The organism is Paenibacillus sp. FSL H8-0034, assembly GCF_038000305.1.
In the GTDB taxonomy this organism is placed as follows: Bacteria; Bacillota; Bacilli; order Paenibacillales; family NBRC-103111; genus Paenibacillus_S.
In genome coordinates this window covers 2,308,440-2,332,015 of record NZ_JBBOBS010000001.1, presented here as the reverse complement: position 1 = coordinate 2,332,015, position 23,576 = coordinate 2,308,440, and the positions used below count along the sequence as shown (strand labels likewise).

Here is a 23,576-nt window from a genome sequence, read left to right as displayed (position 1 = left end):
GACATCAATTTGTCAGGGACGAGAGACTTATCGACGAAGTCTTCCCGCGGTACCACCCACGATTTGCATCTTAACATCTTAATCATCAAGATACACACTCAAAGCGGTTAACGCCCGCAATACGCAATTCGACTACTGCACAGTATCCATTTACTGTGGTTCCCCGATTGTCCTCCGGGAGGTCTGTTCGTTCGTTTCACATAAGGAAGCTTGCAGCTTGAGCTTCCCTCTCTGGATATGCAAGGGTACGAAGTACTTGATCCCATCAACGGATATATAATCCTATTCAATAACCATTATTGTAATAGCGAATTTTGGCAAAGTCAAGCCATTTGCTTGATAATGTGTGTTATTGCCAGTAAACACTGCATTCAATAAGTTTATTTTGCCGCTTTAATATACTTATATACATCATTAATGAGCATGTAAGTATCCCCATTCGACAATTCCTGTTTTTTGGTAATCCCGTCTACGGTCTCTTTGTTCAGGATTCCCTTAGTCAGTAAATTGTTCAAAGCATTCGCAGGAGCAGCGTCCTGCTTCAGCAAGGATGCTATCATTTGCGCGGCTGAATCCAGCGTCAATGCTTGCTTGGCAGGTTCATTAGCCTTGGCGATTACCGCCGAAGCACTGCCTGACATCGCTCCGGGTTTGAACTTGCGCATGCCTTCCAGCATATTGACCATCCGCTGCTGATTCGAAGCTTTATCCAGATCGAATTCATTCCTGTAACCACCGCTGGAAAGTCCCAGGCTTACAGCAGTCTTTAACCCCTCATACGATTTGTGTTCCATGTAAGGGGCAGGTTTGAGACTAAATGGCTTTAAGTCCATTCCTTGATCATTCAGCATCCTATGCAGCTTGCCAATGGATTCTTTGGATGCCGATAGCTGACGGAAGCTTATACTTTTATCAATTGCGATCTTCACCGATGCCCCTGCAGCTTCGCCTTCAGCCATACCCACCGGTACAACTCGCGCACTGCCATGAGGAAGTGTATCATAGCTCGCGGCTCGGCCAACGACCAGCAATCCATCTACCTTAAGCGGTACAATGCTGCGGTAAGGAACCGCATATTTATCTGGATCAATCACGACGGCCCCATTATCCTTGGGGCTTGTCCGTTGAATGTCAACCGGATATCCGCCAAATGCGATACGGTCCCATTGATCCCGATTTTCCAGCAAATCGATAATCGACAATCTATATTCACCCTGCATATGGCGTGATTCCCGCACGTACAGCTCAGGTGCAATGCCTGCCAGCTCTACACCTTCAAATTCAGGATACTGCTCCTTTAGATATGCCAGAACATTAGGAAGCTCGTCCTTGGCAATCTGAAACGCTTCCTGCCGTGATTTAGGGTCAAAAGGATCAACGCCAAAAATTTGCAGCGCATTAACAAGCATCGTATTATCGTTTTGCCGTCCGCCGTTCAGGCCGCGCATTCTTACCTTTTCTTTATTAACAGCGGGGTAATCCTGCATTTTCGTTAATCCCCACAGACTCATTTCGTTGATTCCGTATATACCAAGCCCTTTGTCCTCAGCTTGAATTGGTTTACTGAAGCTGGCCCAACGTTCAGGCGTTATATCGTTAAGTCTGAATACCGCTGTGACTGCCATCCGGCTCTTCGGATCCATCAAGTCTTCGCGTCCCACTGTAAAAGGAACACCTGCTGCTGCTGCTATGTCTCCATCCTGTGTTGCATCAATAACCGCCTTCGCTTCGATAGCAGCCCTGCTGCCATCCGATTTGGTAACGACTATGCCCGTAACACGGGCAAGCGCTCCAGCTCCCGCTGAGGCCATCTGCGGCTCGATTTTCTTAGTTTTCAACAGCAAATCGATATTGGCTTCTTTGCTCACCATATCATTAAATACATTAGCCGCTGTTACCACATCAAAGGAATCCCCTTCGATACGGCCATACCATTCACTGAATATACCTTTATTGAGAATGTCATGATTCGACAATAAGCCTTTGCTGGGCTCATAATTCATATCCAGGCTGTTCAGCCACCCCAGTGTCATTAATCCTCCGAGGATTTCACGATCATACCCATCCACCAAAAGTGTTTTGAGGCCGTTGCGTGATGCCGATATGGCTGCAGCCAAGCCTTCCGGATCGGTTCCCACTACGATGAGATCATAGCTGCTTTTAATTATTTTAGTACTTTTCACTACCATTAGCTTCTGCGGCATACCAAGTCCTCCGGATGAAGCCAGTTTTGTTGCTATTAAATATGTACCTGCTCCTATTACGGCCACCAGCAGCACAGCAAACACTACCAGCTGCCATCCCTTACTATTTCCAGTTGAATAACCTGCTTTCCCCATCCTGCACCTCGTAAGTATCATTTTTTATAATTCGATAAAATTGTTGAGTTAAAATTACCCGCACCTTCTAAATACGAGCTATAGGTGACAATGGTTGCAAATGTTGGTCAAAATTCAACAAATGATCATAATTTAGTGCTTGTCCGCTACTAATCGACCCATGAATGAACTCAAAACTAGACTAAGTGTATCACAGGTCAGGAGCAGACAAAAGAAAAAACCGCCAGAGCATGCCCTGACGATTTACTTGATCTGCATGTGGTTAACGATAGGTTCGGCGAGGCTGCTGCTTTAGCTGCTCTGTAACGGATGAATAGTCTGCGGTGACTTCATTGCCGTTCAAACTGGCAGCAACCATTCCTACAGACTCCCCCAAGCCGCAGGATAGCAGCTGCTGTTCAGGCCGATAAACGATATTTTGATTAACAGACTTATGCATAGGAAACAAGCTCCTTTTCAGTACTAGCTGACCGAGTTGACGGCTCGTTCACTGCTGAGCTTATTATTTCCACATTGAAATGCATTTATCCGTATGCCATACCGTATGCGCAGCATATCGTAAGAGCGGTTTGAGACGGAAAGAACCGTTATCGGCTATCAATAATTAAGGTAACCGGGCCGTCATTAACTAAGGCTACATCCATCATTGCGCCGAACACTCCAGTTTCCACCTGTAAACCAAGCCTGCGAAGATGCTCATTGAACTGCTCATATAAGGGTTCAGCTTGCTCCGGCCTGGCTGCAGCCATAAAGTTGGGACGTCTGCCTTTACGGCAGTCCCCATAAAGCGTAAACTGTGAAACCGACAAGATTTGGCCGGCTGTCTCGGTGATGGACAGATTCATTTTACCTGTCTCGTCCTCGAATATGCGTAACCCGGCTACTTTCTCAGCTGCATATCGAGTATCCTGCTCGGTATCCTCATGAGTCACACCCACCAGCAGCACAAGACCGTTCCGAATCGAACCGACCGTGACTCCATCCACCACAACGCTAGCCTGCTTACTACGCTGAACAACAATACGCACTTGTCCACACCTCAATCCTCGTACTAAACCTGCTTTTAACTGGAAATCAATATTGTTATGTCTGCATGATCCGTTGTACCGAATAAATATCACGGATCCGTTTGATTTTTTCAACGACAGAATGCAAATGCTCAATATTGCGAATCAATATCGACATATGAATAACCGCCATCTTGTTTTTGTCCGAACGGCCGGAGACAGCCGATATGATTGTTTTGCTTTCCGAAACGGCCTGCAGCACTTCATTTAACAAGCCCATTCGATCATGTCCCGCAATTTCAATCTCTACGTTATAGCTGGCTTCAACCGAATCTACCCACTCCACCTCGATCAGGCGATTACCTTCTTCGCTCCCATCGTCTGCGGGAATATTCGTACAATCCTCGCGATGCACCGAAACACCTCGACCACGAGTAATGTAGCCAACAATAACATCCCCTGGAACCGGATTGCAGCAGCGTGCAAAACGAACGAGCAAATTGTCCACGCCTTTAACTCGAACTCCGTGTGTAGGCCGACTTTTCTTCTCGGCTGTGGCTCCCTTGACTTCTTTAATTTCATTGGTAAGCTGGAGCGCCTGCTGCTGCGCTTCTTCCGCTTCTTTACGTATTTTATCGGTAAGACGAGTAACAATTTGTGCAGCGGTAATTCCGCTGAAGCCAACCGCAGAGAACATATCTTCGACTTCATGGAAGTTGAACTTCTTGGCGACCTCCATAAGCTCGTTGTCTTTCATAAGAGCCGATGGCTCCAGTCCCAATCGCTTCAGCTCGCGCTCGATTGCTTCTTTACCTTTTTCTACGTTCTCCTCACGCTTTTCCTTCTTAAACCACTGCCGGATTTTGCTGCGGGCATGCGAGGATTGGGCCAGCTTGATCCAGTCCTGACTCGGTCCATAGGAATGCTTGGAGGTTAATATTTCAATGATATCTCCGGTTTTCAGACGATAGTCCAGCGATACGATACGACCATTTACTTTGGCGCCAATAGTACGGTTACCGATCTCGGTATGAATGCGATAAGCAAAATCAAGCGGGACTGAACCAGCTGGCAGCTCGATGACCTCGCCTTTGGGTGTAAAAACAAACACAAGATCGGAGAAAAAATCCATCTTTAATGACTCAACAAATTCAGAAGCATCCTCGGCATCCTGCTGCAGCTCCAATATTTCACGGAACCAGCTCATCTTATCTTCAAAGCTGCCTGACGGTACGACACTGCCCTCTTTATAGGCCCAGTGCGCCGCTACCCCGTATTCCGAGGTTCTATGCATTTCGCCTGTACGGATCTGAACCTCTAGCGGCTCCCCCTTGGGGCCAATGACTGTCGTATGCAGAGACTGATACATATTCGATTTGGGCATAGCGATATAGTCCTTAAACCGTCCTGGCATAGGCTTCCAAAGCGTATGAATGATACCAAGCGTAGCATAGCAATCTTTGATATTGTCCACGATGATACGTAGCGCCAGCAGATCATAAATCTCATTGAACTGCTTATTGCGAGCTGTCATCTTTTTATAAATGCTGTAGATATGCTTGGGGCGCCCTGAAATATCCGGCTCTATTCCCATTTCGGAGAGCTTTTCGCTGACATTATGCACGACGTCCTCGATATATTGCTCACGTTCGACACGTTTTTTTTGCATCAGATTGACAATCCGGTAATATTGCTGCGGGTTGAGGTAACGAAGGGCGATGTCCTCCATTTCCCATTTGATCGCAGAGATCCCCAGTCTATTGGCAATTGGACAAAATATTTCCAATGTTTCATCGGCAATACGCCGCTGACTTTCCTCGGACTGATATTTTAATGTGCGCATGTTGTGCAGGCGATCGGCTAATTTGATAAGAATAACCCGAATATCCTGAGCCATCGCAACAAACATTTTGCGGTAATTTTCGTTCTGATGCTCTTCTTTGCTCTTGAATTTGATTTTCTCAAGCTTGGTCAAGCCATCTACAATCATGGCACAGGTTTTCCCGAATTTGGCATTAACAATGTCCAGCGAAACGGTTGTATCCTCAACTACGTCATGGAGCAGCGCGGCGATGATTGAAGTTGCATCCATCTGCATGTTGACAACAATATCCGCAACTGCCAATGGATGTAAAATATAGGGCTCGCCCGATTTGCGAACTTGCCCGAAATGGGCCTGCTCAGCAAATTCGTATGCTTCCCTGATACGCTTCAAATCATGTTCTTTTATAAACCCAGACGCCTTTTCAAGAAGCTGCTCAATCCCCATTCGCTTTACTCATTCCCTTAATTCGATTTTAGTCCATTATGCATTTTTCATAGGCAATACGTCAACTTATTTACGACATTTCGACATATTTTGTCGAAAACAAAACCCGGACCAAGGATCCGGGTTTTGTTTCAAAGCGTACCTTTTAGTAGGTTACCAATGAAATAATATCTATCGGACCCAGCTTTTCGCGTCCATTCAGCTCTAACAACTCAATCAAAAAAGCAGCTCCGACCACTTGTCCACCCAACTGCTCAATCAGATTGATCGAGGTCGCAATCGTTCCCCCTGTGGCAAGAAGGTCATCAGCAATCAGCACCTTTTGACCTGGCTGAATCGCGTCTTGGTGCATGGCAAGCTTATCCTTGCCGTATTCCAAAGCGTAATCTGCTTCAATGGTATGTCCCGGAAGCTTGCCGCTTTTCCGAATCGGTATGAAGCCTACTCCGAGCGCGATAGCGAGCGGCGCACCGATAACGAATCCTCTTGCTTCCGGTCCGGCGATACAGTCAATCTCGACTTCCTTTAACTGACGCGCGAGCTCGTTAATAACTTCCCGGTACACGGGCCCATTTTGCAATAAGGTTGTGATGTCTTTAAAGCTGATGCCAGGCTGTGGGAAATCTTCTATAACACGGATATACGGTTTGAAATTCATATAATACCCTCCAGTAATGGTTTGTTTGATTGTTGCTTTTGCTCCATCAGCCATTCATGCAGCTCCTGAGCACTTGAATAGAGCAAGGCCTGCTCTACTTCGACATGAAGCTGTCGATTTTGGTAAATCTGAGATTGAGTGAGATCTTTTTTGTCAGGCTTGACTACGAGCCGATAGCTGCCTGCAGATTGTGTAATTAAGCCCACCTCGGTAAACACATCCAGCATAAATTGAATGAGACTGGAAGAAAGACCTGAACGCTTCGACAGACTGGCTATGAATGCTGCCGACGGACTCGCTGCTGCTTGCTGTTGCACGGCTCCGTATACGGTCTTAAACATATCCCGCGATGGCAGAGCACCTTCATAAACAGTTCCACCCTGATAAAATATCGCATAGACACGCTCCATACCGACTGCTGAACTAAGAGCTGCACCCAGGCTCGATAAGTCTGAAGGAAGATCGAAAAGAATCATATCGGTCACCATGGACAGATTGCTCTGTCCAGCCAGCTCGTTGGCAGGCATCAGGCTGTTGCCATTCTCTTTCGCCAACACCCACACCGGAAGCTTGTTCACGATGGAACCAAGCATGCTGGTATTATTGGCGTGAAACATGAGGATACCAGCCCGTGCGTCACCACCCGAGCTTCGCCCATCAACACGTTCCGCCAGTTCGGCGAGCTTAGGCTCTATCTTGGCAATGCCCCGCCAATCAAACAGCTGCATATGAGCAATCCGCAAATCCTGAATCATTACCTGAGGCTTACGGACTCCGTTCCATTCATTTATGGACAGCTCTCCAAGCACATCCATCGCTGCTGTAGAAGAAATCCAGGGCAGCAGCGCGCTTTTATGAAAGCCTACGGCATCAAGGGTAGCGGCACTTTCATCCTTGCTTGTTTTTAATGTAATTTTTACATGCTGCTGCTCTTTACCTATGGTACGAAGCTCTTTATATGCAGCATTGCTAATAATGACCTTGGGTGTGGGATTCCCCATACCGAAAGGTCCAAGCAACTCCAGCTGTTGAACCGTTGTCACTCCAATTTCGTTTAGCGAGCAGACCATATCTACATTCATATAGGGGGTAAAATCGTCGGAACACAACCATTCTTCAGCGAGTAAATTCAAACGCCTTTCCAGCTCAGGCAGATGCTCTCGCGAGAGCGTCAATCCTGCGGCTGCCTGATGTCCTCCATAATGATCAAGCAGGTCTTGACAATGACTTAATGCCTGATATAAATCATAGCCTGCTATCGATCGTGCAGAGCCTTTGGCCAAGCCGGTTTCTTTATCAATACTTAATACAAGCGTGGGGCGATAATATTTGTCAACCAGCTTGGAGGCGACAATACCTACCACACCTACATTCCAATCCTCTTGGGCAACGACCAGCACCTGCTTAAGCGGCACTGATTTGCTTTCCTGAACAATCTCATAGGCTTGCTTGGTCATCTCTTCAACAATTCTTTGCCGTTCTTTGTTTAGCTGATCCAGCTGATAGGCCATCTGTTCGGCATCCTGCTGATTATCGGTAATGAGCAGACGAACGGCATCGTCGGCATGCTCAAGCCTTCCACTGGCATTGATTCGAGGGGCCAGAGTAAAGCCGATATGCGTGGAATTGACATCCTTCAAATGAATACCCGCCGCATCAAACAGAGCACGTATCCCAGGGTTAGACGAAGACTGCATGCGTTTAAGCCCTTGCTTGACGATCATCCGGTTCTCATTCAATAAGGGCATCAAATCGGCGACCGTACCAATGGCTGCGAACTCCAGCAGCTCCGAAGGCCAACGGCCCAGCAAAGCCTGAGCCAGCTTGAAAGCTACACCTACACCAGCCAACTGCTTGAACGGATAAGGACAGCCTGGTTTTTTGGGATTAATAATGATGCACTCCTGCGGCAGGTGTTCCGGTGGTTCGTGATGATCGGTTACAATCACTTCAAGACCCAGCTGTCTGGCATAAGCAATTTCTTCAACAGCGCTGATACCCGTATCAACCGTAATGATTAATTGAACTCCCTGCTGCAGAGCCAAATCGAGAGCTTTGTTATTTAACCCGTAGCCTTCATGAATCCGGTGCGGTATGTAATAATCAAACGTTGCCTGCATTTGATTCAGCAAATGGATCATCAATACGGTGCTGCTGATCCCATCTGCATCATAATCTCCGTATATGCGAATCTTTTCACCTTGTTCAATAGCCAATCGAATACGGGAAACCGCTTCTCCCATTCCATCCAAAAGGAACGGATCATGATTCCAATCCGTTCCTTCGTCAAGAAAAGCTTTGGCTTGTTCAATATTCGTCATTCCTCGGGCAATAAGCAGACGAGCAAGTAATGGTTCTATCTGAAGCTCCTGCGCCAGCTTTTCCACTTGATCGTCATCCGCTTCAGTTATGTTCCATTTTGCCTTTGCGTGAAGCATATTTTACCCTCCTGAAAGTTTTGCGTTGCAAAACTAGCTTCATAAGCATCTACTTAGCTTTCCTAATGAAGCATCGATGAAAATTGGTCCTGCTCCAAATCAATATTATTTTTATAGGGATATCCCGCATCATATGGATTGACATGAATATAAACCTCTGCGACATGAATATGCCGCTTCATTAAGGCTTGCTTAACCGTTTTTGCAATGTCGTGGCCTTCAAGTACACTGATTCGTGGATTTACACTGATTTTGATATCCACAATCACATAATGTCCCTGTTCACGTGCACGCAAATATTCGACAGCAATTACCCCTTTAATAACCTGCACCGTGCGCATCAGCTCTGCTACATCCTCATCATGAAGCACATGTTCTAATGTCTGGTTAATGGATTCCATTACAAGACGATATCCCATTCTCACAACAAGTACGGCTACCAATAAGCCTGCAAGCGGATCAAGGTAATACAAATAATTATTTCCCAGGTAATTACCTGATAGCGCACCGACTACCCCGACCAATACGACATATGAAGAATACATCCCCAAACGGTGCTTCCGGGCGCTCGCAATTAAATCTTGATTCGACATTTTTTTACCCAGACGGTATTGATATTGGAACATCGTTTCTTTAAGAATGATCGACAGCACAATCGCAATGAGTGCAGTAGCTTTCGGAGGCGAATCCACTCCATAATAAATCGTTTTAACGGATGAAAAACAAATCTCGATACCAATAACCAATAGTAATACCGACACAATAATGGCGGCAATGGATTCAGCCTTCCCTTGTTTATAGAGAACATTTCCATCCGGTTGTTGTTTGACAGCACGCAGTCCCATCAGCATGGCACATGAATGTCCAGCAGTTGAAACTGAGTACAAGGCATCAGCAATGAGCGCCTTGCTTCCTGAGATATAACCGAATACACCTTTCAGGGCAGCAAGAAAAATATTTCCAATGATTCCGATCCAGTAGGCGAATTCCGTTTTTTGAAAACGTTCCTCTGTCAAAAGAGCCACTCCCTAAAAATTGATAGAAAGGCCGCGGAACCGATCAGTTCACGCGGCCAGCTATTATTCTTTTACTGCAGTTGCTCTTGGTTTAGAACTCAATGATTTGTTTTTCAGTAAATACCACAATGGGCTGGCTATGCAAATCGAAGAATAAGCTCCGGATGTTAACCCGATAATTTTGGCAAGTGCAAAAAGCTTGATTGATTCGCTACCAAATACAAACAAACAAATAGCTGCGAGCAATACAGTAAGAACTGTGTAAACATTTCTTCTCATCGTCTGCCAAATACTATTATTCAACAAATTGGAAAGATCTTGTGTGGATTTAATTTTAGAAAAACGAAGGTTCTCACGAACCCGGTCAAAAATAACGATTTTATCATTGATGGAATAACCGATAGTCGTTAAAATTGCTGCCAGGAATGGCAGATTGACTTCAAAACGGAAAATCGCAAACATCGCAATAACGACACAAGCATCATGCAAAATCGCAATAATCGCAGCGAGAGCAAAACGCCACTCAAATCGGATACTTACATAAATGCAAATCGCAATACTCGCAATAGCTACGGCATAGATCGCCTTAAGTCCTAACTCGCGTGCAATATCCGGAGATACGGTGTTGACCTCCTGGGAAACCTTATCCCCGAAAGTGGAAACCATAGCTGCATTAATTTGTTTGATTTGATCGTCTGTAAGGATGATATCAAATCTGGCGGAGACATGATCATTATTCCCGCCTATGGATACAACCGAAGGTTTCAGATTGATGCCGGTAAAGACCTCTTCCGCTTTTTCCTTCGTTACAGTTTGACCTACGTTAATATCAAGACCCGTACCTGCTTTAAAATCAACACCGAAATTCAAGCCAAAAATCGATGTGACGAGGACTCCAACAATCAATAAAACGATAGATATGGTGAAAAATTTGTTGCGATTTTTCATAAAATCAAAATGGTCTCTATAGTCCACGAATTTCCGCCTCCTTTACACCGTAATAAGAAGGTTTCTTGAACTTGTTACTTTTAATAATTAAGTACAATAACATTCTTGAAAAAAATATGTTGGTCAAAACACTTAGTACGATACTCATAATAGTCGTAAGCGCAAACCCACGAATGGCACCATTACCTACATAATAAAGCACACCGGCAGAGATGATATTCGTAATGTTAGCATCCATAATCGTCCGGAAGGAATGCTTGGAGCCTGATTTCAAGGAGGACAGCAAGCTTTTTCCGCTGCGAATCTCTTCTTTAATCCGTTCATAGGTGATGATATTGGCATCAACAGCCATCCCGATACCGAGTACAAAGGCGGCAATACCAGGAAGTGTCAGGGTGGCATTCATCCAGTCAAACACGACCAGCAGCAGCCATGTATATGTAATCAAAGTGATCGCTGCAATAAAGCCAGGCAAGCGATAAAAAATAATCATGAATATTAAAATCAGGATGGAACCGATCAAACCCGCTCTTACGGTTTGCTCCAACGAAGCTTTACCCAAGGATGCTCCCACAACCTGTGTGTACTTTTCAGTCAGCTTCAACGGCAATGCACCCAAATTGATGGTTGATGCAAGTTCAGTAGCTTCCTCAAACGTATAGTTACCGGAGATCGTCGCACTGCCATCTGTAATAACCGTATTAACAATCGGTGCAGACAGCTGACGCTCGTCCAGATAGATAGCCAAAGGCTTGCCTACGAGCTTCTCGGTTACTTTCTTGAATTTCTCAGGATCTTTGACCTTGATATTGATCTGCGGACGGTTAGTTTGGTCGAAGCCAATTTTGGCTGCGTTTTCCACAAAATCACTGCCCAGCATTTCTTTCGTTCCATCTGGACCGCGGAAAGTGAGCTCGGCTGGCTTTTTAATAACCTTACGAACCTCATCCTCATTTTTTACATCAGCCAAACGTACACGAATCCGGTCTTTCCCTTCAGTCGTAATCTCTGGTTCTGCAATACCCAGCTCATCCGCCCTTTTCATTAAACTGTTCGCTGTTTCTTTTAAAGCTTCCGCAGTAACGGGCTTACCTTCCTCTATAGCCTCCGCTACATAAAGAATTTCGAAACCACCTTTTAAGTCCAAACCCAATTTAATTTTGTTAACTAAACTCGGGCTTGTCCAGGCCACTAGCGCCAATGTAACGAGCACTACAGCCACAAATATTGCAATCCGTTTCATATGAGTAACGATCTCCTTCCAATCTCAATAGTCCTATTATACTCACCTGCTAAAAACGAGTCAATTTGATGATTTGCGACACGACTCTGCCAGCAGCAAAAAAATAACCCCTTCTAAGCGAAAGGGTTGCTTTTATATATACTCATCGTCATCCAGTTCATAAATTTCGTCACCTTTAACGACAAAATGTCATTCACAATTTGATGAAGCGCAGGCATCCCTGTTTTCTGATATTTATCGCTAACGCATTCCCAGATTTCTCTACCGGTAACATGCTCGTAGCCGATCATTCTAAATTCCTCCGCCTTACTGGTGCAGATGCTCTCAATCAGCTCGTTAAGCTCCATTTCCGATAATGCAACAGGCTCCTCATCAAGCTCCTCACTTGAGAAAGCTTCCAATTCCTCACCATCATCAAGCTCCCCGACATCGTTACTACCATCGTCATTAGTCATAATGACCTCAGGCATGTCCTCCTGTCCAATTACAAGAGGATCTGTTTGCACATCGGCTGCTGTCTCGTTCGATTCGGTTTCCGTAGTCAGTTCAAGAAAAGTCTGTTCTTGCTCGATAGTTTCTTGCTTCGTTTGATCTTCTGAATGCTGAGCATCCTGCTCTTCCTTGCGCCCATCATGCTCCACCTTCACAACCTCCTGCCCTCAACCATCTTCCTCTTACTCATATTCGCTGCCAAGCAGGATTTTCCTTCTGTATCGTGATCTCCATGTTAAATATTGTGCATGCATAGGGACAGGTACTGCATATCCATGTTAGTAGTCTCGGGAGGAAGAAGGAATCGATGTGACCAAACAATCGTTTTTGAAGGGAACGCTTATATTACTGGCAGCAGGAATTGTAAATCGTATTCTTGGCTTTATTCCCCGAATTACGCTGCCCAGACTTATCGGAGCAGAAGGCGTGGGGTTATATCAAATGGGCTTCCCGTTTATGATTGTTATTTTAACCTTAATAACCGGAGGCATACCGATTGCTGTCGCCAAGCTTATTGCTGAAGCAGAAGCAGAACATAATGAGAGCAGGATCAGACGCATTCTTCGGCTGGCGATGACACTTACGGTGTCGCTCGCTATCCTGTTCACTCTGGCCAGCTTGCTTGGCGCACAATGGATTGCCAACCATCTGCTGACCGATTCCAGAGTCTATTACACCTTCTTGTGTATGACTCCAATTATTATTTTGGTTGGAATTGGCTCTGTGCTGCGCGGTTACTTTCAGGGCAGACAAAATATGATCCCGACAGCAGTATCACAAGTTGCGGAAACGTTCATACGTATTTTCACTGTGCTCGCCTTTGCCTATGCCCTGCTTCCTTATGGTATTGAATATGCAGCCGCAGGAGCAATGGCTGGAGTTATGGTGGGAGAAGCTGTTGCTCTGTTGGTACTATACCTCTATTATCGACGCAGTCGCAGCCAGACAACCCCTTTTCCCATTGCCAAAATAGGAAGCGTACCGCTTGTCGGCCGTTTGGCAAATCTGAAACATCTCTTGAAGCTGGCCATGCCCATCACCGGAAATAAGCTGGTAGGCTCATGCTCTTATTTTCTTGAATCGATTCTCATTATTCGCAGTCTCGCCGCGGCAGGAATTGCCACCAAGCTGGCAACAGCACAATATGGGATGCTTCAGGGAATGATTATTCCGATTCTGCTGCTTCCAAGCGCATTGACCTACTCCTTGTCCGTTTCACTCATTCCCTCATTGTCGGAGGCGGCCGCACGTAACGATATGCAAACCATTCATAATCGGCTTCACCAATCACTCAAGCTTGCTTTGGTTACAGGAGCCCCTTTTGTCATGATTATGTTTGTATTGGCCGAACCGCTGTGTGATCTGATGTATGGACAAAGCCAAATCGCTCCTATGTTGAAAATGATGGCTCCGGTCGCTCTCTTTATTTATTTTCAGGCACCCCTGCAAGCCAGCCTGCAGGCTTTGAATCGCCCCGGCTCGGCTTTGATTAATACATTAATTGGCTCTGTAATTAAGCTTGCTCTTATAGTCGGACTTGCAGGTCAGCCTCAGTTTGGCATTCTCGGGGCTGTAATGGCTATCAATATCAATATCATGCTCGTGACGGTACTGCATTGGCATAGTGTCGTAAGACTGCTTCACTTTCGGATGCAGATGATTGACTTTGCCAAGGTCGGCTTAGCCATGCTCGTATCGGGCTGGTGCAGCTATATCCTCATGTATACGCATTGGATGGATGTTGAAGCTGTACGTTTCGCGGTATCGTGTATCGCTGGCGTGATTATCTACTTATCCTGTTCAGTTCTGTTGCGACTTATTGACCGCACTGATCTGACGCGTGTTCTTCTGCTTGGGCGCAAGCTGATCAAGTAAACTTATTCTAAGCTAGTTCATATGATGTTACCGGCGGCGGTCCACAAACCATTTTCCGCGGTGATCAAATGTACAGAAAAATACATCCTTGAACTCTTTGATTCCTTGCGTCTGAAGTTCACTCTTAAGCCAAAACCGTGTTTTCCCCAGCTTCTCCAGATTCTCATCCTGCACCTTGCCATCCATAATCAGCGGTAACGGCAAGCCCTCGTACCGGAAAAGGCTTTTCCCCTCGGCTGGAGCAGCAGCAGGCTCCTTTTTCTCGACGACAGTGAGCTTGCCCGAGGGCTCAAGAATGGCGAACTCGACATTGGCTACATCCATCACCTTACTTTGACGCAGCTGCAGCAATAAGTCATCCAGATTATAGCGCTGTCGTCTCATCTCCTCACGGTTGAGTTTTCCATTCTCAATTATCAATGAGCTCTTGCCTTCAAAAAGTCTGCGAATCTTTTCATTTTTTAAAGACAGATAGGCAATGATCAGTTGAACCCCTACCAGCGTGAACATCGGCAAAATCCCATCCATCAGCGACTTATTCATATCCTCAAGCACAAATACAGCAATTTCTGCAATCATGATCGAAATCACCAAATCAAAAACGGACAGCTTGCCAATTTCCCTTTTTCCCATAATTCTCATCGTAACGAACACAATAAAATACACGAAAATGGTACGAAAAAAAAGCATCAGCATATGGGTTGACCCTCCTGAGCATATTCCAAGCCTATTGTGACCTCTATGTATACACCTCATACTCAAGTTGATTTGCGAATTGTTGCCAGCATAGCGTTCAAATGTTTCCCTAAGGAAATTATTTGTCATAGGGAAAATAATTGTTGCAAGGTAAACATTTTTGCTGTAGGATAAATTGTATATCAGCATTAGGTTTGGGCCTATTTTTTTGCCCTAATTGTTTCCCTCAACCAAAATATTTGTGTAAAGAAAACATTTTAAGGAGTGGTTCGCAATGATGAAGGTAAGTCAGAAACAAGCATCCTCAGCTCTTCACAGGTTCATTTTTATTGTATGCAGTATAAGTTTTATGGCCATGATAGCCGCTTGCTCCACCATCGATAAGACTGACAAACCGGTATCCGGTGAGCCTAAGCTCAAGGTTACAACCACCATAGGCATGATTACTGACGTAGTGCAGCAGATTGGTGGAGATCATGTTGAGGTTACAGGTTTGATGAAGCCTGGTGTAGATCCCCATCTGTATAAAGCTTCGCAGGGAGATATTCAAAAACTGGATAATGCCGATGTTATTTTCTACAACGGTCTTCATCTTGAAGGAAAAATGGGTGAGATTTTCGAAAAGATGGCCAAAAAGAAAACAACAATCGCTGTATCTGAAAAAATTGATCGCTCCAAGCTGCGTTCCGGTGCCGAAATGGACAGTGAATTCGACCCTCACATTTGGTTTGATGTCAGACACTGGATGCAGGCAGCCGAATCGATCCGTGACACCCTGATCAAGAAAGACCCGGCACACAGCGAGGATTACAGAAAAAATGCAGAAGCTTATCTCAAACAACTGGATGTCCTGCATAAGGAGGTAACTGAACAGATTAAATCGATACCAGAGCAAAGCCGGGTGCTCGTTACCGCGCACGATGCGTTCGGATATTTTGGAGATGCTTACGGGGTTAAGGTGATGGGGCTGCAAGGCATGAGCACTGCGTCTGAAGCAGGTACCAAGGATGTCACAGACCTGCGTGATTTTCTTGTCAAAAATAAAATAAAAGCCGTATTTATTGAGTCCAGTGTTCCTCGAAAAGCGATCGATGCCGTTATTCAAGGAGCCAAGGAAAAGGGCCACGAATTGACTATCGGCGGTGAGCTGTTTTCCGATGCTATGGGTGAAGCCGGTACACCTGAAGGCACCTATCTCGGGATGGTTCGTCACAATGTCAATACGATCGTTAAAGCCCTAAAATAAGTTCAAAAAGGAGAATGAACGATGAGCACAACGCCGCTGCAAATTACGAATATGTCTGTCGCGTATTTAAAGAAGCCTGTACTTCGCAATGTTACCTTTGAAGCACCTGAGGGAAAGCTGATTGGAATTGTTGGTCCGAATGGCGCTGGAAAATCAACTTTAATCAAGGCTGCGCTCGGACTGATTCCAAGCCTGACAGGTGACGTATCCATCTACGGACGTCCCTATGCAGAACAAAGGAATCTTGTCGGCTATGTACCGCAGCGTGAATCTGTTGACTGGGATTTTCCTACCCATGCGCTTGATGTTGTCATGATGGGACGTTATGGGCATCTGGGATGGTTTAAACGTCCCGGCAAGGCTGAAAAGAAAATCGCCATGGAATGCCTTGAAAAGGTCGGGATGGCTGACTTTGCAGATCGGCAAATCAGCCAGCTCTCCGGCGGTCAGCAGCAACGGATTTTTTTGGCAAGGGCCTTGGCTCAGGATGCTCAGCTGTACTTTATGGATGAACCGTTTGTTGGTGTCGATGCCGCTACAGAAAAAGCGATTATCACACTGCTGAACGAGTTGAAAATGCAAAAAAAGACCGTGCTGGTCGTCCATCATGATCTCGCCACTGTGAAGGAATATTTCGATTGGGTCATGCTGCTGAATGTACAGATCATTGCCTTTGGTCCAACGGAGCATGCTTTTACATCGGCTAAGCTTCAGGAAACATATGGTGGCAGACTCACGATGCTGGATCACGATAACCGCTCGGCATTACTTATAGATTCGAGGTGAAAGGTATGTTCTCGTGGTTTCAATTATTTCTCGATCCGAATACACAGTGGATACTGCTCGGTTGTATGCTGCTTGGATTAAGCAGTGGCGTTATCGGCTGCTTTGCCTATTTGCGTAAGCAATCCCTAATGGGAGATGCATTATCGCATGCGGCACTTCCCGGAATTTGCATCACTTTCATGTTGACCGGCTCCAAGTCCATTCTTTTGTTTCTGGTTGGAGCAGCGATTGCAGGAATCATTGCTACATTCGGAATTGGCTATGTGACACGGCACACCCGAATCAAGCAGGACTCCGCGCTCGCTATCGTACTCTCTGTGTTTTTTGGATTCGGTATCGTGCTGCTCACGCAGATCCAGCACAGCGGGAGCGGTAATCAAAGCGGCTTGGATAAATTTCTGTTTGGTCAGGCCGCTTCGATGGTTAAATCCGATGTAATTACTATTTCGATCATTTGTCTGCTTTTGCTCAGCGTCAGTGCGTTATTATTCAAGGAATTCAAGCTGGTCAGCTTTGATCCGGGATTTGCCCGCGGTATGGGGTACCCTGTTGCCTTTCTGGAGCAGTTAATTATGTTTCTCATAGTCATAGCCGTCGTTGTGGGAATCCAGGCGGTAGGCGTCGTTCTAATGGCTGCTCTACTCATTACCCCAGCTGTATCCGCACGGTATTGGACCGATAAGCTTGGTGTGATGATTGTAATATCAGGATTGTTCGGAGCCCTGAGTGGTTTCATAGGCACACTGATCAGCGCGAGCGGCAACAATTTACCGACGGGCCCCTTAACTGTACTTGCGGCAACTGCCCTCTTTGTCCTCTCATTATTAGCTGCTCCCCGCAGGGGTGTCATCTCCAAGCTGCTCGTTCGCGCCTCGGTTCGCAACCATGTACTGCAAGAGGAAAACACACTACAACTCGAGCAGAGAGGTGAAGCAGGATGAGCACCTTCTGGATTATACTAACGGGAGCTTTGGTCGCCAGCACCTGCGGAATTGTAGGCTGCTTCCTGGTGCTGCGGAAGATGGCGATGATAGGAGATGCAATCAGTCATGCCGTACTTCCTGGTATCGTCATAGCCTTTCTGATTACCGGTTCCAGAGACTCTTTATTTATGATGCTTGGCGCTGCGGCGATTGGTCTCATAACCGTCTTTCTGATTCAATTGTTCCATCATAGCGGTGTGCAATCCGATGCAGCGATTGGTGTTGTATTTACCGCACTTTTCGCGGTTGGGGTTGTTCTGATCAGTATTTTTACCAAGGATATTGATCTCGATCTCGACTGTGTGCTGTATGGGGAAATTGCTTATGTACCCTGGAATACACTTCATATCGGTGGACTTGACATCGGACCCAAAGCGGTATGGGGTGTCGGTCTGGCTCTGCTGCTCACTGTTATTGTGATCTCCTTGTTCTACAAGCAGTTCAAGATTTGCTCGTTTGACCCGGCAATGGCTGCAGCGGTAGGAATTCCGGTTGTTTTGTTTCATTACCTGCTGATGGGCCTCGTTTCTATCAGTACCGTAGCATCCTTTGAAAGTGTCGGCGCTATCCTCGTTGTAGGTATGCTCGTCATACCTCCCGCAACAGCCTATCTGCTTACAGAAAAATTAAGCAGGATGATCATTTACAGCATCATCATTGGCTGCTTCTGCTCCATTATTGGCTATTATGTCGCTCATCTACTAGACGCCTCGATTGCCGGAAGCATGATCAGTATAGCAGGCTGCTTCTTCATGCTGGCTTTGTTATTTTCACCTACACACGGAGTATGGGTTCGTAAATGGAAACAAAAACAATTCATTCACGAAGACGTTACACAAACACAGGTGTAACGGTAACCGTTAGCCGCGTCAGCAATCTGTCAATACTCAAACAGCCGTATTCGTCATCAAGACGAGTACGGCTGTTTGCCAAGTTATTAAGGAGCTTGTACTAATAATACATATAGCTCACATAAGCGGTTGCTATTAAAAGCGAGACCAGCGTAATTGGCGCTCCTGCTTTCAAAAAGGCTCCGAATGAGATGGGATGCCCCGCTCTACCAGCGAGACCAGCCGCGATTAGATTGCCTGTTGCCCCAACTAATGTACCACTGCCCCCTAATCCCGCCCCAAGTGCTAATGACCACCATAGTGGATGCAATGCACCTTGGGATTGTAAACCCAGATCCTGAATAATAGGAACCATTAGGGCAACAAACATGGTGTGATCCGTTGTTGCTGAAACCAGTCCTGTTAACCATAAAATCAGCATCGAGACATACATCAAATTACCAGAGGTAAGCTCCATTGCTTTTACCACGATAATTTGAACAATGCCAGCTTCTATGAGCCCGCCAACTATAATGAACAAACCACAAATGTAGAATAAGGTGTTCCAATCCACAGAGCTGTACATCTCCGTCCAGCTGTACGTTTTATAATTGACCAGATACATCAATACTGCGCCTGCTAACGCTACATAGGCTACCTCAAAGTGCAGCAGCGGATGCAGCAGGAAGACAGCCAGCACAAGAGCCCATACCGTTAAGACCTTAATAACCAATCCTTTGTCCTTAACATAGGAGCCTGGTTGTATGGACATCAGTTCAACCATCGAAATTTGTGTAGTCCTCCAGCTTTTTGCATAAAGAAGGCTTAACAGCCCTACCGTCACTATCCAAATGATAAGCACAGGAGGCACGAGATTCAATAAGAAATCATTAAAGGTAAGTCCGGCCTTTGTTCCAATGATACTATTGGGCAGACTGCCAATCATCGTCGCTGTACCACCCAGATTAGCGGTTATTATGATAGTGATCACAAAAGGAACCGCACTGATTTTCATCACCTTGGCGATAGAAATGGTAACTGGAATGAGCAATAAAATAGCGGTTAGATTATCCAGCCAAGCGGCTGTTACACTGCTTAGCAGCGCCAGAGCAATAAGCAGGATGGACGGCCTTCCCTTCGAGCTCTGTGCTGCTTTGGCAGCCGCATATGCGAAAACGCCCGTTCGATTTGTCAATCCGATCATCATCATCAAGCCCATCAAAAGCCCGATCGCCTGCCAGGGCAGATGGTTCCAAAAGACCGAACCTGCTTTGACAATGCCCAATACGACCATCAGCAGTCCGGCGCCAAGCGCTACATACGTACGATGAATCAGTCCAGTGACAATCCAAATTAAAGTGAATAAAGCAATAATAACAGCAGCTAGTATCTGCCAGTTGGCAAGGGTGTGAACCATACCCATACAATCACTTCCTTTCACTCACAATAGTGCCATTCCCCGATATTTGATTGTGCAGGAACGGATCAACCTGTACTAATTTTATGTACGGGCCCATACAATGATGATAAGAACCTCTATCTGAAAGGAAGAGAGCCGGAATGAAGTCATCCCCCTTATTATCCGGGTTAATGGTTGCTATGATATTCATGCTGCTCGGAACACTCATGACCTCGCTGCTGATGCTTGCGACCAATTTACAGGAAAGCTCGTTGTACAGCTACACCATGTCCATTCATGGAATAGCCATGCTGATTGGTGGCATGACAGCGGGCAAACGAAGTGGAACTAAAGGCTGGTATCACGGAGGCATGCTTGGGTTGGTGTACACCTGTATCATATGGCTCATTGGCTTTCTGACTTATGATGCCGGATTTAGCCAACAAACCTTGTACCTGACAGCGCTGACACTTGTATCAGGTGCACTCGGAGGCATCCTCGGCATTAACTTCAAAAAATAACGTACAACAAAAATGCGAGTCCATCCATATCAGTGGAGGCTCGCATTTTCCCTTACAGCAACCTATTTCTTCTCATCTACGGCAGGTTGGTTCGAAACGGCATTGATTGCTGAACGTTCGAATGTAAGCTTCGTCACATCATTAACTCGTAAAACGATCGTATCGTCGGAAATCTCCAGAATAGTACCGTGAAGGCCGCCAATCGTTACAACTTTATCGCCTTTTTTCAAATTGCCCAGCATCATACCGCGAGTTTTTTGACGCTTTTGTTGAGGACGAATCAATAAGAAATACAACACAACAAACATCAGTACAAGCGGACCGTATGTAACCAAATACCCCTGTAGTCCCGGATCTCCAGCAGCATCAGCAGCAACTAAAAACGACATTTCAATCTCCCCTTTTATCTTAAACTATAGTTTAGAAACCTCTTCCGTTCTCATGTAATCCATACTTGTCAAAAAAATGATCACGGAAATCAAGCAGACGATCCTCAAGAATCGCTTGTCGAACCTGACGCATCATCTCAACCAAAAAATGAAGGTTATGGTAGGTCGTGAGACGAATACCAAATGTTTCATCCGCTTTAATCAAATGCCTGATATATGCTCTGGAATAATTAGTGCAGGTATAGCAAGAGCATTCAGGATCAAGCGGGCCAAAATCCTCTGCGTACTGGGCATTACGAATCACTAGTCTTCCCGAGCTGGTCATAACCGTACCATTACGGGCAATACGAGTCGGCAGCACACAGTCAAACATATCAATTCCGCGAATTGAACCTTCAATAAGTGCATCGGGCGAACCGACACCCATCAAATAACGGGGTTTATTCGCAGGCAGGATTGGAACCGTGTAATCCAGCATCTCATACATTAGCGGCTTGGATTCACCAACACTCAGTCCACCAATAGCATAACCCGGGAAATCCATGGAAGTCAACTCAGTTGCACTTTGTTTACGCAGATCCTCGTACATTCCGCCTTGTACAATCGCAAATAACGCCTGATCCTGCGGGCGAGCATGACTCTGCAAGCAGCGTTCCGCCCATCTGGTTGTCCGCTCCAATGATTTTTTCACATAGCTATGCTCGGCAGGATACGGTGGACACTCATCAAAAGCCATAATAATATCGGCTCCCAGCGAGTTTTGTATCTCAATCGATTTCTCAGGAGAAATGAACAGCTTGTCGCCATTCAGATGCGACTTGAAGGCAACGCCCTCTTCCGTGATTTTACGCATGTTGCTAAGACTGAATACTTGAAAGCCACCACTGTCTGTCAAAATCGGACGGTCCCAATTCATAAAACCATGCAGTCCGCCTGCACGTCTTACAATATCATGCCCTGGTCTGATGAACAGGTGGTAGGTGTTACTTAAAATGATATGCGCGTCCATCGCTTTTAATTCTTCCGGACTCATCGTCTTTACGGTAGCCTGAGTACCTACGGGCATAAACGTAGGTGTCTCGATAATCCCATGGGGTGTATGAACTCGTCCCAAACGGGCTCCCGATTGCTTGCATGTCTTGATGTGCTCGTAGGTAATTGCCATCTCTGATCACTCTTCCTGCTTGAACTAATAAATGTTGTTCAAAAGTCCCCTTTTGATCACGAAGTTTGACACGTAGCTTACTCGGCTTCGAATCTTGCATTCAGGCTTGAAGTCCGGTGCTCATTTAGGATTTTCCTAAACTCCGCTCCTCCTTCGTCACCTTCTTACAACCTTCTCGGTGCTGAAAAGGCGACTTTTTGAACTTGAACTATTTGAACTAATAAATAAACATGGCATCGCCGAAGCTAAAAAAACGATATTCCTGATCAACGGCCTCGCGGTAAGCGGCCAGTACCTGCTCTCTCCCAGCCAAAGCGCTGATGAGCATAAGCAGTGTCGATTTCGGTAAATGAAAATTCGTTAATAAGGCGTCCACAATTTGAAAGGTATAGCCTGGATAAATAAAAATACCCGTCCATCCGCTGCCGGCCTCAACTTGCCCGGATTGCTGACAGTTACGTGCTGCCGTTTCCAGCGTTCTCGCCGAGGTCGTGCCTACAGCGATTACCTTGTGCCCTCCTGCTTTGGCCGCATTAATACGGGCTGCCGCCTCTTCACTCACCTCATAGAACTCCTCGTGCATCTCATGTGTCTCCACATCATCCACAGATACGGGTCTGAAGGTTCCGAGTCCTACATGCAGTGTGATATAGGCTAATTGTATACCTTTTTGTTCCAGCCTATTCAAGTAAGCTTCCGTAAAATGCAGCCCTGCTGTTGGCGCAGCGGCCGAGCCCTCATTTCGGGCATATACAGTTTGATAACGCTCTTTCTCCGGAAGCTGTTCTTTGATGTAAGGCGGAAGCGGCATTTGACCTAATCGGTCCAGCAGCTCCGGAAAAATCCCTTCATAGCTAAAACGTACCACACGTCCACCCATGTCTGATTCTTCCTCAACAGTAGCCGTAAGCAGCGGCTTGCCATCTGCTTCTGCTTCACCAAACCAAATAACAGCCCCTGTTTTCAGCCTTTTGCCTGGACGTACCAAGGCTTCCCACCGGTCACCCTCCAGTTGCTTCAGGAGCAGCAGCTCCGCTTTTGAACCCGTACCGGATTTCACACCAAAAAGCCGTGCAGGCAGCACCCGTGTATCATTCAACACGAGTACATCCCCGGCTTCCATATAATCAATCAATGCTGGAAAAGCTTTATGATCCACTGCGCCTGTTGTTTTATTCAACGTCAATAAACGCGAAGCTGTACGATCCTTCAAGGGGGTTTGTGCTATTAATGAATCGGGTAAATCATAATCGAACCAATCTACTTGCATATTCGC

The 23,576-nt window shown here is 46.0% G+C and carries 21 protein-coding genes; 6 read left to right on the top strand and 15 right to left on the bottom strand.

All coding sequences use genetic code 11. The features are described 5' to 3' along the window. Positions 1–380: 380 nt before the first annotated feature. From NST47_RS10595 to NST47_RS10550, 10 genes are all read right to left on the bottom strand, one after another. Positions 381–2,339, bottom strand: coding sequence for an FAD-dependent oxidoreductase (locus NST47_RS10595; RefSeq protein WP_341155102.1), 1,959 nt, complete (start codon positions 2,337–2,339; stop codon positions 381–383). Between the two features lie 262 nt (positions 2,340–2,601). Next, complete coding sequence (locus NST47_RS10590) at positions 2,602–2,778, bottom strand: hypothetical protein (RefSeq protein WP_179097493.1); 177 nt, start codon at positions 2,776–2,778, stop codon at positions 2,602–2,604. Between the two features lie 148 nt (positions 2,779–2,926). Continuing rightward, positions 2,927–3,367, bottom strand: a complete 441-nt coding sequence (gene dtd, locus NST47_RS10585) for a D-aminoacyl-tRNA deacylase (protein WP_341155101.1) — start codon at positions 3,365–3,367, stop codon at positions 2,927–2,929. Positions 3,368–3,422: 55 nt separating this feature from the next. Beyond that, complete coding sequence (locus NST47_RS10580) at positions 3,423–5,615, bottom strand: RelA/SpoT family protein (RefSeq protein WP_341155100.1); 2,193 nt, start codon at positions 5,613–5,615, stop codon at positions 3,423–3,425. A 145-nt stretch (positions 5,616–5,760) separates the two neighbouring features. Then, positions 5,761–6,273: an adenine phosphoribosyltransferase gene (locus tag NST47_RS10575; RefSeq protein WP_076231657.1), complete on the bottom strand. Its 513-nt coding sequence runs from the start codon at positions 6,271–6,273 to the stop codon at positions 5,761–5,763. Beyond that, positions 6,270–8,711 (bottom strand): single-stranded-DNA-specific exonuclease RecJ, encoded by a 2,442-nt coding sequence (gene recJ / locus NST47_RS10570; protein WP_341155099.1) that lies wholly within the window; start codon positions 8,709–8,711, stop codon positions 6,270–6,272. The genes NST47_RS10575 and recJ overlap by 4 nt, the downstream gene beginning before the upstream one ends. 62 nt (positions 8,712–8,773) lie before the next feature. Continuing rightward, entirely contained in the window at positions 8,774–9,736 is a 963-nt protein-coding gene (locus tag NST47_RS10565; protein WP_341155098.1) for a cation diffusion facilitator family transporter, read from the bottom strand. Between the two features lie 54 nt (positions 9,737–9,790). Then, positions 9,791–10,702, bottom strand: a complete 912-nt coding sequence (gene secF, locus NST47_RS10560; RefSeq protein WP_341155097.1) for a protein translocase subunit SecF — start codon at positions 10,700–10,702, stop codon at positions 9,791–9,793. Next, positions 10,692–11,918, bottom strand: coding sequence for a protein translocase subunit SecD (gene secD / locus NST47_RS10555; RefSeq protein ID WP_341155096.1), 1,227 nt, complete (start codon positions 11,916–11,918; stop codon positions 10,692–10,694). The genes secF and secD overlap by 11 nt, the downstream gene beginning before the upstream one ends. Before the next feature lie 113 nt (positions 11,919–12,031). Further along, complete coding sequence (locus tag NST47_RS10550) at positions 12,032–12,559, bottom strand: post-transcriptional regulator (RefSeq protein WP_341155095.1); 528 nt, start codon at positions 12,557–12,559, stop codon at positions 12,032–12,034. A 160-nt stretch (positions 12,560–12,719) separates the two neighbouring features. Here NST47_RS10550 and spoVB point away from each other — a divergent pair, with 160 nt between their 5' ends. Then, on the top strand, positions 12,720–14,285 hold the full coding sequence (gene spoVB, locus NST47_RS10545; RefSeq protein WP_341155094.1) for a stage V sporulation protein B: 1,566 nt from the start codon (positions 12,720–12,722) through the stop codon (positions 14,283–14,285). Positions 14,286–14,312: 27 nt separating this feature from the next. Here spoVB and NST47_RS10540 read toward each other — a convergent pair whose 3' ends face one another. Beyond that, on the bottom strand, positions 14,313–14,981 hold the full coding sequence (locus NST47_RS10540) for a DUF421 domain-containing protein (RefSeq protein WP_341155093.1): 669 nt from the start codon (positions 14,979–14,981) through the stop codon (positions 14,313–14,315). 274 nt (positions 14,982–15,255) lie between these two features. Between NST47_RS10540 and NST47_RS10535 the strand changes: the two genes are divergently transcribed. From NST47_RS10535 to NST47_RS10520, 4 genes are read left to right on the top strand one after another with little or no spacing between them, the layout of a single operon-like run. Beyond that, on the top strand, positions 15,256–16,227 hold the full coding sequence (locus tag NST47_RS10535; RefSeq protein WP_341155092.1) for a metal ABC transporter solute-binding protein, Zn/Mn family: 972 nt from the start codon (positions 15,256–15,258) through the stop codon (positions 16,225–16,227). A 21-nt stretch (positions 16,228–16,248) separates the two neighbouring features. Further along, positions 16,249–17,013, top strand: a complete 765-nt coding sequence (locus tag NST47_RS10530) for a metal ABC transporter ATP-binding protein (RefSeq protein WP_341155091.1) — start codon at positions 16,249–16,251, stop codon at positions 17,011–17,013. A 5-nt stretch (positions 17,014–17,018) separates the two neighbouring features. Beyond that, a complete protein-coding gene (locus tag NST47_RS10525; RefSeq protein WP_341155090.1) occupies positions 17,019–17,954 on the top strand; it encodes a metal ABC transporter permease in 936 nt (311 codons plus the stop codon). Further along, entirely contained in the window at positions 17,951–18,847 is an 897-nt protein-coding gene (locus tag NST47_RS10520) for a metal ABC transporter permease (RefSeq protein ID WP_341155089.1), read from the top strand. Before NST47_RS10525 ends, NST47_RS10520 begins: the two co-directional genes overlap by 4 nt. Before the next feature lie 100 nt (positions 18,848–18,947). Here the strand turns inward: NST47_RS10520 and NST47_RS10515 are convergent, their stop codons facing one another. After that, positions 18,948–20,249, bottom strand: coding sequence for an ArsB/NhaD family transporter (locus NST47_RS10515; protein WP_341155088.1), 1,302 nt, complete (start codon positions 20,247–20,249; stop codon positions 18,948–18,950). Between the two features lie 137 nt (positions 20,250–20,386). Between NST47_RS10515 and NST47_RS10510 the strand changes: the two genes are divergently transcribed. Beyond that, a complete protein-coding gene (locus tag NST47_RS10510) occupies positions 20,387–20,746 on the top strand; it encodes a TIGR04086 family membrane protein (RefSeq protein ID WP_076231632.1) in 360 nt (119 codons plus the stop codon). A gap of 62 nt (positions 20,747–20,808) precedes the next feature. Here NST47_RS10510 and yajC read toward each other — a convergent pair whose 3' ends face one another. From yajC to queA, 3 genes are all read right to left on the bottom strand, one after another. Next, complete coding sequence (gene yajC, locus NST47_RS10505; protein WP_341155087.1) at positions 20,809–21,135, bottom strand: preprotein translocase subunit YajC; 327 nt, start codon at positions 21,133–21,135, stop codon at positions 20,809–20,811. A gap of 31 nt (positions 21,136–21,166) precedes the next feature. Continuing rightward, positions 21,167–22,300 carry a tRNA guanosine(34) transglycosylase Tgt gene (gene tgt, locus NST47_RS10500; RefSeq protein WP_076231627.1) on the bottom strand — a complete coding sequence of 378 codons (1,134 nt, stop codon included), beginning with the start codon at positions 22,298–22,300 and terminating at the stop codon, positions 21,167–21,169. A 217-nt stretch (positions 22,301–22,517) separates the two neighbouring features. Further along, on the bottom strand, positions 22,518–23,570 hold the full coding sequence (queA, locus tag NST47_RS10495) for a tRNA preQ1(34) S-adenosylmethionine ribosyltransferase-isomerase QueA (RefSeq protein ID WP_341155086.1): 1,053 nt from the start codon (positions 23,568–23,570) through the stop codon (positions 22,518–22,520). Between the last annotated feature and the right edge of the window lie 6 nt (positions 23,571–23,576).

Coding starts and splice junctions, on each gene's coding strand:
- recJ (WP_341155099.1), bottom strand. CDS start 8,711: ATGCTTCACGCAAAGGCAAAATGGAACATAACTGAAGCGGATGACGAT.
- NST47_RS10525 (WP_341155090.1), top strand. CDS start 17,019: ATGTTCTCGTGGTTTCAATTATTTCTCGATCCGAATACACAGTGGATA.
- yajC (WP_341155087.1), bottom strand. CDS start 21,135: ATGTCGTTTTTAGTTGCTGCTGATGCTGCTGGAGATCCGGGACTACAG.
- NST47_RS10520 (WP_341155089.1), top strand. CDS start 17,951: ATGAGCACCTTCTGGATTATACTAACGGGAGCTTTGGTCGCCAGCACC.
- NST47_RS10535 (WP_341155092.1), top strand. CDS start 15,256: ATGATGAAGGTAAGTCAGAAACAAGCATCCTCAGCTCTTCACAGGTTC.
- NST47_RS10510 (WP_076231632.1), top strand. CDS start 20,387: ATGAAGTCATCCCCCTTATTATCCGGGTTAATGGTTGCTATGATATTC.
- NST47_RS10530 (WP_341155091.1), top strand. CDS start 16,249: ATGAGCACAACGCCGCTGCAAATTACGAATATGTCTGTCGCGTATTTA.
- NST47_RS10515 (WP_341155088.1), bottom strand. CDS start 20,249: ATGGGTATGGTTCACACCCTTGCCAACTGGCAGATACTAGCTGCTGTT.
- NST47_RS10540 (WP_341155093.1), bottom strand. CDS start 14,981: ATGCTGATGCTTTTTTTTCGTACCATTTTCGTGTATTTTATTGTGTTC.
- tgt (WP_076231627.1), bottom strand. CDS start 22,300: ATGGCAATTACCTACGAGCACATCAAGACATGCAAGCAATCGGGAGCC.
- secD (WP_341155096.1), bottom strand. CDS start 11,918: ATGAAACGGATTGCAATATTTGTGGCTGTAGTGCTCGTTACATTGGCG.
- NST47_RS10590 (WP_179097493.1), bottom strand. CDS start 2,778: ATGCATAAGTCTGTTAATCAAAATATCGTTTATCGGCCTGAACAGCAG.
- queA (WP_341155086.1), bottom strand. CDS start 23,570: ATGCAAGTAGATTGGTTCGATTATGATTTACCCGATTCATTAATAGCA.
- NST47_RS10580 (WP_341155100.1), bottom strand. CDS start 5,615: ATGGGGATTGAGCAGCTTCTTGAAAAGGCGTCTGGGTTTATAAAAGAA.
- NST47_RS10575 (WP_076231657.1), bottom strand. CDS start 6,273: ATGAATTTCAAACCGTATATCCGTGTTATAGAAGATTTCCCACAGCCT.
- NST47_RS10595 (WP_341155102.1), bottom strand. CDS start 2,339: ATGGGGAAAGCAGGTTATTCAACTGGAAATAGTAAGGGATGGCAGCTG.